The sequence below is a fragment of the Nocardioides sp. NPDC023903 genome, assembly GCF_040639295.1.
Taxonomy (GTDB): domain Bacteria; phylum Actinomycetota; class Actinomycetes; order Propionibacteriales; family Nocardioidaceae; genus Nocardioides.
This window is the reverse complement of sequence record NZ_JBEZZS010000039.1, coordinates 38,358-49,028: the sequence shown is the minus strand read 5'-3', so window position 1 is coordinate 49,028 and position 10,671 is coordinate 38,358. Positions and strand designations below refer to the sequence as shown.

General features: G+C 66.7%; 13 protein-coding genes. 11 read left to right on the top strand and 2 right to left on the bottom strand.

The features are described from left to right. From AB0F44_RS26330 to AB0F44_RS26300, 7 genes are all read left to right on the top strand, one after another. On the top strand, positions 1-1,160 hold a 1,160-nt coding region (locus AB0F44_RS26330), incomplete at its 5' end, for an ABC transporter permease (protein WP_357359762.1). Further along, the gene (locus AB0F44_RS26325; protein ID WP_357359761.1) at positions 1,157-1,282 is read left to right on the top strand and encodes a hypothetical protein; all 126 of its coding nucleotides are present in this window, start codon (positions 1,157-1,159) and stop codon (positions 1,280-1,282) included. The genes AB0F44_RS26330 and AB0F44_RS26325, both read left to right, overlap by 4 nt. Further along, the gene (locus tag AB0F44_RS26320; protein WP_357359759.1) at positions 1,279-2,628 is read left to right on the top strand and encodes a hypothetical protein; all 1,350 of its coding nucleotides are present in this window, start codon (positions 1,279-1,281) and stop codon (positions 2,626-2,628) included. Before AB0F44_RS26325 ends, AB0F44_RS26320 begins: the two co-directional genes overlap by 4 nt. Before the next feature lie 176 nt (positions 2,629-2,804). Then, positions 2,805-3,248 (top strand): 50S ribosomal protein L13, encoded by a 444-nt coding sequence (gene rplM, locus AB0F44_RS26315; RefSeq protein WP_357359758.1) that lies wholly within the window; start codon positions 2,805-2,807, stop codon positions 3,246-3,248. Then, entirely contained in the window at positions 3,245-3,769 is a 525-nt protein-coding gene (gene rpsI, locus AB0F44_RS26310) for a 30S ribosomal protein S9 (RefSeq protein WP_101464361.1), read from the top strand. Before rplM ends, rpsI begins: the two co-directional genes overlap by 4 nt. Before the next feature lie 142 nt (positions 3,770-3,911). Continuing rightward, entirely contained in the window at positions 3,912-5,249 is a 1,338-nt protein-coding gene (glmM, locus tag AB0F44_RS26305; RefSeq protein WP_357359755.1) for a phosphoglucosamine mutase, read from the top strand. A 150-nt stretch (positions 5,250-5,399) separates the two neighbouring features. Further along, positions 5,400-5,759, top strand: coding sequence for a hypothetical protein (locus AB0F44_RS26300; protein WP_357359754.1), 360 nt, complete (start codon positions 5,400-5,402; stop codon positions 5,757-5,759). Here AB0F44_RS26300 and AB0F44_RS26295 read toward each other — a convergent pair. Together AB0F44_RS26295 and AB0F44_RS26290 are read right to left on the bottom strand one after the other, a co-directional pair. After that, positions 5,756-6,181 carry a hypothetical protein gene (locus AB0F44_RS26295; protein WP_357359752.1) on the bottom strand — a complete coding sequence of 142 codons (426 nt, stop codon included), beginning with the start codon at positions 6,179-6,181 and terminating at the stop codon, positions 5,756-5,758. The genes AB0F44_RS26300 and AB0F44_RS26295 overlap by 4 nt on opposite strands. Positions 6,182-6,185: 4 nt before the next feature. Next, on the bottom strand, positions 6,186-7,826 hold the full coding sequence (locus AB0F44_RS26290) for an ABC-F family ATP-binding cassette domain-containing protein (protein ID WP_357359750.1): 1,641 nt from the start codon (positions 7,824-7,826) through the stop codon (positions 6,186-6,188). Positions 7,827-7,970: 144 nt separating this feature from the next. Here AB0F44_RS26290 and AB0F44_RS26285 point away from each other — a divergent pair, with 144 nt between their 5' ends. The 4 genes from AB0F44_RS26285 to AB0F44_RS26270 all read left to right on the top strand — a co-directional run bounded on the left by AB0F44_RS26285 (position 7,971) and on the right by AB0F44_RS26270 (position 10,651). Further along, positions 7,971-8,162 (top strand): PspC domain-containing protein, encoded by a 192-nt coding sequence (locus tag AB0F44_RS26285; protein WP_101468213.1) that lies wholly within the window; start codon positions 7,971-7,973, stop codon positions 8,160-8,162. Positions 8,163-8,253: 91 nt separating this feature from the next. Continuing rightward, positions 8,254-8,562, top strand: a complete 309-nt coding sequence (locus AB0F44_RS26280) for a DUF6802 family protein (RefSeq protein WP_357359748.1) — start codon at positions 8,254-8,256, stop codon at positions 8,560-8,562. 130 nt (positions 8,563-8,692) lie between these two features. Further along, the gene (locus AB0F44_RS26275) at positions 8,693-9,007 is read left to right on the top strand and encodes a type VII secretion target (protein ID WP_357359746.1); all 315 of its coding nucleotides are present in this window, start codon (positions 8,693-8,695) and stop codon (positions 9,005-9,007) included. A gap of 102 nt (positions 9,008-9,109) precedes the next feature. Continuing rightward, positions 9,110-10,651 carry a hypothetical protein gene (locus AB0F44_RS26270; protein ID WP_357359744.1) on the top strand — a complete coding sequence of 514 codons (1,542 nt, stop codon included), beginning with the start codon at positions 9,110-9,112 and terminating at the stop codon, positions 10,649-10,651. Positions 10,652-10,671: the final 20 nt, after the last annotated feature.

The following is a 10,671-nucleotide window of genomic DNA, read 5'->3' as shown; positions in this document are numbered from 1 at the left end:
GTCAGCTCCAGCGAGCCGATCCGGCGGCGCTCGAGGTATCCCAGGTGGACCGCGAAGGCCAGCACGACGACCAGGCCAGCGATCGTCGCCTCGCTCACCGGCATGTGCTGCTGGCTCCGGGCGGCAAGACGGCGTTCGCCGGTCATCCGGGTGGGGTCGGCGCGGCGATGGGGACGAGCGACTGGGCGGAGATCTTCGCCGAGGTCGCGGCCAACCCGGATCAGGCCTTCGCGAAGTATCGGTCCCGGCAGGCCTATGTGCCGCCACCGCCGCCCGCGCAGCCCAATCGCGGCAACGTGGGCGCGCCGCCACAGTCGAGCGGCATGCGGCAGTTCAGCACGTTGGCTCGCAGGCAGTTGCGGTTGATCTTCTCCGACCGGGGATATCTGATCTTCCTGGTGGTGCTGCCGTTCATCCTCGGCGCGTTGTCGCTGGTGGTGCCGGGTAGTGACGGGTTCACCGAGGGCGCGCTGGTGCAGCTGCCCGACGGCTCGTTCGGCCGGGAAAGCGGCGGTGAGGCTCAGCAGCTGCTGGTGGTGCTCATCCTCGGCGCGTGCTTCATGGGCGCCACGCTCAGCGTGCGCGACCTGGTCGGTGAGCGGTCGATCTTCCTGCGTGAGCGCGCGGTCGGCCTGCTGCCCTCGGCCTATCTGATGGCCAAGATCGTCGTGTTCAGCGTGACCGCGTTCCTGCAGTCGGCCGTGCTGATCGGCATCACGTTCATCGGTAAGAAAGCGCCGGGCGCCGGTTCGCTGATCCCGAGCGGCAGCGTCGAGCTGTATTTCGACATCGCGATGACCGCGGTGTGCTGCGTGGTGTTCGGCCTGCTGATGTCGAGCTTGGCCAAGTCGAACGAGCAGGTCATGCCGATGCTCGTGGTGATGATCATGGTGCAGCTGGTGATGGCGGGCGGCCTGATCCCGGTGACCGACCGCGTCGGCCTCGAGCAGATCTCCTACCTGTTCCCCTCGCGCTGGGGTTACGCGGCGGGCGCGTCGACGGTGGATCTGACAACGCTGGTCTTCGGCTCGCAGGACGATCCGCTGTGGGGGCACAGCGCGGGCATCTGGATCCTGGACATCGTGATGCTCATCGTGATCACTTCCATCCTCGCGCTGCTCACCTGGAGCCGACTACGACTGAAGAAGTCACAGGCATGAGCGGTCAGCGCTCGGAGGCGGCAGCTCGCGTAACCACGCACAGCATGATCCGCCAGGTCAGCACCGTTTCGGTGGGCAAGCTGCGCGTGTCTGTTGCCGACCGGGCACACTTGATCCTGTGACCGTTCGAGTTGGGGCCCTACATCTGGGGTGGGACGTGGTGTCCGTGGCCGCGGGTGGCGGCGCGACCCCGGTCCGCCCGGTACAGGTCGAGGGCACATACACACCGCCCGCCTACCTGCTCGCCGATGCCGCGGGCAGGTTGCACACCGCCGGCGTCGACCGGCAGCGACCGGACCTGGGGATGGCGATCGCCGATGTGCGCGACATCCTCGGCCACCCGCAGATCGTGATCGCCGGCGCCACCTGGCCCGCCGAGCTGGTCTTCCGGGCTCGGCTCTACAACCCGCTGGCCGCGATCGGCAAGTACCTACAGGGCAAGCCGCAGCTGGTCGCGCTGCCGTATCCGGACAGCTGGCCCGACGAGAAGGTCGAGGTGTACGCGGCGCTCGTCGAACAGCTCGACGTCGTCGTGGAACCGCTGCCGGAAAGCGTGGCGCTCTCGGGTTATGTGCGTGCTCTGGGCCTGGTCTCCCCGCCCAGCGAGCGCCATCGCACCGGCATCGGCGCGACCGGGATCTACTCCGACGGTCGCTCGCTACTGGTGGTCGCGGTGCACGGCGACGACGAACAGCCCACCGAATCGACGGAGGTCGCGGTTACCGCCGAGGCGCTGCGTGATGCCCGCACGGCCGACAACGTGGTGATCGAGGCGATGGCCGCGGCCCGCTCGATCGGCGCCGACACCTCGACGGTGCTGCTCGCGGGCAACGTCTGCTTCAACGATGCCCTGCGCTTCGCCTTCCAGAACCACCTGGGTCAGCGTCTGCACGTGGCCGACCATCCGATGCACGCGCTGGTCCTCGGCGCCGCGCATCTGCTGGTCACCGACCCCGGCCTCGACGACGAGGAGGACGACTATCCGGACTCGGGGCATCCGGGTCAGGCAGTCGCCGCGCAAGTCGGGTGGGGCGCCCAACCCACGGCACCGCCCGCCGCCCAGCCGCCGGGACCGGCCGGGTTCGTCGCGGGACCACCCGCAGCGCAGCCGCCGCGGCCGTCTTCGGGCGCACCGCGGCACGCGCTCGAACACGACGACACCGAGGATGACGACCGCCGCGGCAAGCTGCTCGGCAAGATGAAGAAGGGCTTCTTCGGCGCACCGGCCGTGGTCGGCGCGCTGGCGCTGGTCGCGTTCCAGCCCGATCCCGCCGTCGCCTCCGCCGCCGAACCGGTGAGCTGCGCGTTCACCCCGTACGCGAACACGGTCCCGCGGGAGGGCGTCGAGACCGCCCGTGGCCTGCTGGTCGACGAGTCCGCCTGCGTCACCCCCGGCATCGATACCCTGCGCTACCTGATCCCCGGTCCCGCGCGCGCGACAGACCCCGGACCGCCGGTCGTGATCTAGTCTCGCCCGATTGCGGGTCGGTGATGCGTGGCTGGTATCGTTGCCCGTTGGCGTGTGGAACGCCGAACCGTTCGCGGATCGGCGTCTCCTCGATGTCCTGGGTCTCCACCGGCCGCCAGGACAGCCTCGATCCACACCTCAGGGCCGGCAACACCGACGACAGACAGGGAACGACTGTGCCTACGTACAGCCCCAAGGCGGGTGTCGTCACCCGCAAGTGGTACGTCAACGACGCCACTGACGTAGTCCTCGGCCGTCTCGCCGTGCAGGCCGCTGGCCTGCTGCGCGGCAAGGGCAAGCCGACCTACGCCCCGCATGTCGATGGTGGCGATTTCGTCATCATCATCAACGCCGACAAGGTTGCCATCAGTGGCAACAAGCGGCAGGACAAGCTGATCCACCACCACTCCGGGCACCCGGGCGGCCTCAAGTCGCGCACTGTCGGTCAGGTGTTGGCGACCCGTCCCGATCGTCTCGTGGAGAAGGCCGTCAAGGGCATGATCCCGAAGAACAAGCTGGGTAACGCGATCGCGGGCAAGCTGAAGGTCTACGCAGGCCCGAACCACCCCCACGCCGCGCAGCAGCCGGTTCCGTTCGAGATCAAGCAGGTGGCCCAGTGACCGCTCCTGAAGAGTTCGCAGCCGAAGAGTTCGACGGCACCGAAGAGGTCGTAGTCGAGATCGTCGAAGACGGCGAAGGCTACGCCGAAGGCGAGTACGTCGAAGAAGAGCTGGCTTTCGAGCCGCTCGGCCTCGACCGCCCGGTGCAGACCGTCGGCCGTCGTAAGGAAGCCGTCGTTCGCGTTCGCATGGTGCCCGGTTCGGGCAACTTCGAGCTGAACGGCCGCACCATCGAGGATTACTTCCCGAACAAGGTGCACCAGCAGCTCGTGAAGTCCCCGCTGGTCCTGGTCGAGCGTGTCGAGAACTTCGACATCTACGCTCGCCTGGTCGGTGGCGGCCCGTCGGGTCAGGCAGGCGCCCTGCGTCTGGCCATCGCCCGCGCGCTGATCGTGGTCACCCCGGACGACCGTCCCGCCCTCAAGCGGGCCGGCTTCCTGACGCGTGACCCGCGTGCCACCGAGCGTAAGAAGTACGGTCTGAAGAAGGCCCGTAAGGCGCCTCAGTACTCGAAGCGCTGATTTACGCACTGTCGGCCGCCGTCTTCGCTTACTTTGGTTGAGGCGGTACGGTCGGCGGAGCACGTGTGCGAGAGCAGGCTTCCAGCACGGCTGGTCGCCTGCTCTCGTGCTGTAAACGGGGACCTACGACAGGTAGAGGTTTATGGGACGGCTGTTCGGCACAGACGGTGTTCGCGGGCTCGCCAACGAGTCGCTGAGCCCGGAACTGGCGATGCGCGTCGCCGCCGCGGCGGCGCAGGTGCTCTCGCGCGGCAAGAAGCGCCCGGTCGCGGTGCTCGGTCGCGATCCCCGCGCCAGCGGCGAGATGCTCGAGGCGGCGGTCACCGCCGGCCTGACCTCCGTCGGCGTCGATGTCCTCTCGGTCGGCGTGCTGCCGACCCCTGCCGTCGCCTACCTGACCGGCCTGTACGACGCGTGCTTCGGCGTGATGATCTCCGCGTCGCACAACCCCATGCCCGACAACGGCATCAAGATCTTCGCGGCGGGCGGGCACAAGCTCGACGACGCCATCGAGGCACGGATCGAAGCCCTGATCGCCGACGGCGTCACCGCACGCCCGACCGGCGCGGGCATCGGCCGGGTGCGTGGCGACTACTCCGTCGAGGGCACGCACGAACGCTATGTCGAGCACCTGCTCGAATCCACCAATCAGGACCTGTCCGCGTTGACCGTGGTCGTCGACTGCGCGCACGGCGCCGCCGCCGAGGTGGCCCCGCAGGTGTACCGGGAGGCGGGCGCGACGGTGATCGCGATCAACGCCGAACCCAACGGGCTCAACATCAACGACGGGTGCGGTTCCACGCACCTGGACAACGTGCGGCGCGCGGTCCTCGAGCACGGCGCCGACCTCGGCATCGCACTCGACGGTGACGCCGATCGCTGCCTCGCCGTCGATGCCGCGGGCGAGGTCGTCGACGGTGACGCGATCATGGCGGTGCTCGCGCTGGCGATGCGGGACGCGGGCGAGCTGGTGGACAACACGCTCGTGGCCACCGTGATGAGCAACCTCGGCCTGCACATCGCGATGCGCGCTGCCGAGATCACCGTGATCACCGCCGCTGTCGGCGACCGGTACGTGCTCGAGGAGCTGCGTCGCGGCGGATACAGCCTGGGCGGGGAACAGTCCGGGCACGTGGTGTTCCCGCGGTTCGGCACCACCGGTGACGGCGTGCTCACGGGCCTGCGTTTGATGGCGCGGATGGCTCAGTCCGGGCGCACGTTGGCCTCGCTGGCCTCGGTGATGACCACGGTGCCGCAAATCCTGATCAACGTCGCGGTCTCCGACAAGGGTGCTGTCGCCGTCGCTCCCGAGGTGCTGGAGGCGGTCACGGAGGCCGAGCGGATCCTGGGCGAGACCGGGCGGGTTCTGTTGCGTCCCAGCGGGACCGAACAGCTGGTGCGGGTGATGGTGGAAGCCACCGATCCCGCGCAGGCGCGTCAGCTGGCCGACGATCTGGCCAAGCGGGTCGCCGCGGTCTGACTCCGACGGGCGATCGGTTCTGTGGCGTGTTGCACCGGGCCGAACTAGTATCGGGAGACGCCGTCAGGACCTGTGTGCCCCGTGGCGCGTGTGTGCTGCTCGGCGCAGGCGGTTATCCTGGCGCGCAGCACGATTCGAAGGGGGCCGATCATGGTGCCGCCGCTGCCTGCCCGCAACTACCAGGATCAGTACCCGTACGAGTACGGCGAAGTCGACCAGCCGCACCGCTGCGGTGGGGCCTGTGGTCGACCGGGGTGCCGCGAAGTGCCGCAAGGGTATTCGCACACGGTGCCGATCCGCGACGAAGGGTACGGCCAGTCCGCCTATGAACCGGTCGCCGAGGCACACACCCGCCCGTTCGCGGTGCCACGGGTGCCGCGCTCGCGATCGTTCATCGCGGTGGTCGCCGTGCTCGGTATCACTTTCGGCGCCGGGCTGATCGGGGCCAAGCTCGGCTCGGATATCGATCTGTTCGGTGCGGCCGAACCCGGTGTGATGCGGTCGTTCTAGAACTGCCCTACGACGAACCCGCTGAACAGCACACCGAAACCACCGATCTCGCCCGCGATCAGCGCATACATCGACAGCCGTAGTTCGATGGGAATCTTCCCGTCGAACTGGTTGGTGGTGTCCCGGCGCAGCCCGTGCAGGGCGTAGCTGGCGATCGCACCGGCGAAGAACGCGAGCACCACCAGGTCGGCGGTCAGATTGACGATCGTCGGCCAAGCGCTGAGCTCGGTGAACACCGCGAGCAGGATTCCCGCGAAGGAGTACATCAGCGCGGCGCGGTGGGCGATGTCGACATAGACGTGCGCCGCGCCGTCGACCCGGATGCCGTGGTACTTCCACACCCCGAGCAGCAATGCGCTCAGGAAGAGTAATCCGGTGGCGAGCAGGGTGATTCGGGTGTCGATACCCAGTGCGTAGTCCATGCGTCTATTCCTCGCTGAGAAGCCCACCGGACATGTGCCAACGACGGGTCGCACGAACAGAATCCAGCATTCGGCGATCGTGGGTCACCAGAATCAATGTGCCGGTGAACGTTTCGACGGCCTGCTCGAGTTGTTCGATGGCGGGCAGGTCCAGGTGGTTGGTCGGCTCGTCGAGGACCAGCAGGTTCACCCCGCGCGCCTGCAGCAGAGCCAGCGCGGCACGGGTGCGTTCACCGGGGGACAGGGTGTCGCAGGCGCGGGTCACGTGCGGCCCGCGCAGGCCGAACTTGGCCAGCAACGTGCGGACTTCGGCGTCGGGCCAGTCGGGCATCGCCGCGGCGAACGTGTCGGCCAGCGGTTCGTCGCCCCGGAACAGCCCGCGGGCCTGATCGACCTCGCCGATCTCGACACCGGAACCGAGTGCGGCCGAACCGGAATCAGGCGCGATCTTGCCGAGCAGCAGGCCGAGCAGGGTCGACTTGCCCGAGCCGTTGGCGCCGGTGAGCACGATCCGGTCGGCCCAGTCGATCTGGGTGGTGATGGGGCCGAGAGTGAATTCGCCGCGTGTGAGAGTGGCGTTGTTGGCGGTCGCCACCACCGCACCGCTGCGTGGGGCGGTGGCGATCTCCATCCGCAGTTCCCACTCCTTGCGCGGCTCGTCGACCACGTCGAGGCGCTCGATCCGGCGCTGGGTCTGGCGGGCCTTGGCGGCCTGCTTCTCGGTGGATTCCGCGCGGGTCTTGCGGCCCATCTTGTCGGAGTCGTTCTTGCCCTTGCGGCGCGCGTTGCGCACGCCGTGCTCGAGCCAGTTGCGCTGCATCTGCGCGCGTGACTCCAAACCCGCCTTGGTGTCGGCGAATTCGTCGTAAGCCTCGCGGGCGTGCTTGCGGGCGATCTCCCTTTCGGCGAGGTAGGCGTCGTATCCGCCGTCGTAGAAGCCGGTCTGCTGCTGAGCCAGATCGAGTTCGAGAACGCTGTTCACGGTGCGCGCCAGGAACTCTCGATCGTGGCTGATCACCATGAGCGGTACGCGCACACCGGTGACGAACCGTTCCAGCCGATCGAGGCCGTCGAGATCGAGATCGTTGGTCGGCTCGTCGAGCAGCAGAATGTCGAAGCGCGACAACAACACCGACGCCAACCCCGCGCGTGCCGCCTGGCCGCCGGACAGACCCGTCATCGGGGTGTCGAGCCCACCGGCCAAGCCGTGGGTCAGCCCCAGATCCGCGGCGACCTCTTCGGCGCGCTGATCGAGATCTGCGCCGCCCAGTGCCAGCCAGTGCTCCAGTGCGGGTGAGTAGTCGTCGTCGCCGCCGTCACCGAGACGTTCGGCCGCCGCGTCCATCACCTGCTGGGCGTGCGCGACTCCGGTTCGGCGCGCGAGGAATTCGAGCACCGTCTCGCCCTCGATGCGCTCCGGTTCCTGCGCCAGGTAGCCGACCGTCGCGTCGGGTGGGCTCAACGCGATGGTGCCCTCGCCCGGTTCGCGCTCGGCCAGCATCCGCAGCAGCGTCGACTTGCCCGCGCCGTTCACCCCGACCAGCCCGATCACATCGCCGGGGGCGAGAGTGAAATCGAGGTCGGCGAACAAGGTCCGTTCGGCGTGCCCCGCGGACAGGCCGCTGGCGTGCAATGTCGTGCTCACCTCGACAATTGTGCCCGTCTCGGGGTCTGACCCTGAGGTCGGGGCCTGCCGAAATCAGGGTGCGGATGGGTCTGTGGACCGATGCGGGCGGTGGCGCCGCGGCGGCACAGTGGAGACATCACCGCTCCACAGGAAGGCAACACCATGACCGCCCCCGCCCGCCGCCTCACCCGTTCGACCGGCAACAAGTGGATCGCAGGCGTCTGCGGTGGCCTCGCCGAACGCTACGGCTGGAACCCCAACGTCGTCCGCCTGGTCTTCGTCGTGTCCTGCCTGCTGCCCGGCCCCCAGTTCCTGATCTACCTGGCGATGTGGATCCTCATCCCGGCCAAGTAGCCCCGAACCTCCCGGCGCCGGCTCGCGGATGACAAGATGGTGGCAACCCCGCCACGTCGTCATCCGCGAGTTTTCCGTTGGAGGAGCAGTCATGGTCACCTCGGGTGAGTTCCCCGGCCTCGGCCTACCCGACATCGACGCCCACTCGTCCCTGGGCGGCCTCGGCCCCGTCGAACTGAACAACCCATCCCTCGACCTCGACCACGACGGCGTCGTGGACTCCCTCTCCACCGTCGACACCGACTCGACCAGCATCTGGTCCGACTACGACCACGACGGCCTGGCCGACCACGTCACCGTCGTCGAGGAAGACGGCGACTACGCCGCCTGGGAGTACCACCGTCATCCCGACGGCACGTCGGAGTGGCGAAAGACCGACCAGGGGAACTTGGAGAAGTAGCGCATCACTGTGCCGCTGTGATCGAATCCGATCACAGCGGCATTCGTCGTGTGATCGTGGAACCGATCCCGGTCGTGGCGCGTCCAAGGGAGTAGTGCGCCTGCCGGCGCTTGACCAGAAGGAGGGGGAAGTGGGCGATTCAGTAACGGTCGATCCGACGGCTATGCGTAAGGCTGCGTCGAACCTGAAGGCGTCGGCGGCTGACATCGGGACGTGCTCTGCTGACGTCAAGGGCTGGTCCTTCACCGCCGCGCAAGCCGGTCGCGACTACGGTGCCGAGGGGACGAAGGTCGGGGGCGTGATCGGCAAGGTCGAGACGTGGTTGAAGAACTGGCAGACCGCGATCGACAAGACGGGCGTGCAGTTCGGTACGAGTGCGGATACTTATGCGACGGTCGACGATGCCAACGTCAAGAAGATAACGGCTGCTGGGGTGAACCTTTGATGCGCGCGTTCGTGTCCACCTGTTCGGCCACGGTGTCCGGGGGCGTTCATGGCTGACTCTCCGACCTGGGCCAGTATTCCTACCGGTGGTAGCGCAGACGAGATGCTCGACCTCGGGGCGGAAGGTTTGCAGTATTTCGTCGAATACCTACCTCGCTATGGAAAAGCATCAGCGGTTACGCACGCTCCTGTTAGGTCAGAACTGCTGGCGGGGGCAAATGGGAATTTCGATTCGATCTATGCGAAGTACGACACCGAACGTGGTATGGATATCGCGGCAATCGATCGGATGTCCGCGGCTTTGTCCAAGGTGATGGCTGAATTGCCCGGGGAGATCGACGATCAGCGGCGGCAGCTCTCGGCATTGCCGTCGATATGGCAGGGTCAGGCGGCTGACTCCGCAGCCAATATGCTGAATGCGCAGATTCTCCGTGCTGAACAAGATCGCATCGAAGCCGCGACGATATCGCTCGAGCTGAGCTATGTTTCGACGGCGCTGCGAACCGCCGTTCGGCACAAAGCGGTTACGGTCCAGAGCTTTTGGTCTCCCAATACGCCTGACATACCGCAGCAGAACAGCAGCGGGATGAGCCGCACTGCGATCGATGATTACATACAAGAGGTGTCATCCAACCCGGATTCTGATGCGGGCAAGAAGGCCAAGCAGTGGCTGGTTGATATCTTCATGCCGCACGTCGCCGCAACATACGATAAATTCGTTCAGCTCTGCAAGGAAGTCGACACCGAGGTCCGTCGGATTTATGGCGTTCTTGTCGAAGCCTTGAACGGACTGGATATCGGCGCATATCCGATGCCGCAGGATTCCAGCAAGCCGCAGACACCCGTGACGACGGAGCAGCAGCCCCAGACGAAAGATACGTCGAAGGGTGACACCTCGACCGGTGGAACACCGTCGACAACGGAGGACACGTCGACCAAGGCGGCGACCACCGAGGACCCGTCGACCACCAAGGACGACGACGATGACGATGACGATGATGACGACATCACCGACACGATCAGCGAAATCACCGATACGGTCAGCGAAGTGATGACCGGTCTCACGTCGCTCCTGTCATCGGTGAGTGAACTCGAATCGCTCGTCACGAGTACGGCGGAGACGATCAGTTCCGGCCTCACATCGCTCAGTACCTCGGTCCAGGAGGGTTTCGCGTCGATTTCGAGCCAGCTGAGCAGCTTGATGTCCGGTGGCGCGACATTCGATCTGAACGGCACCCAGGTCAGTGTCGGAACCGATGCGAACGGCCAGCTCACGGTGAGTACTACCGACTCCGCCGGGAACTTGCACGAATACGGCATGACGCTCGATGCCAACGGCATTCCGGTGATCAGCGACGAGCAGACCAGCGGCGAAATCGGTTCGGGCACACCGGAGACCGGCACGGGCCAAGGGCCGACCGGTCTCGAAGACACTGAGGAAGGGACATCCTCGGGTGCGACACCGAACCCGACCGGTTCCCTCAACGCCAAAGGCTATGCCGCGGAGAACATGCCGGGGGCGGGCTCCACGCCGAGTGCGGACAACGAGCCCGACGGTGAACATTGGGCGGAAGAATATCCGGTGAGCCAGCAACCCGATCCGGGTGACTCCGGTGCGGTCCTGGCGGAGGCGGGCCCGCTGTGAATCAACGAACTGAGGGGGTT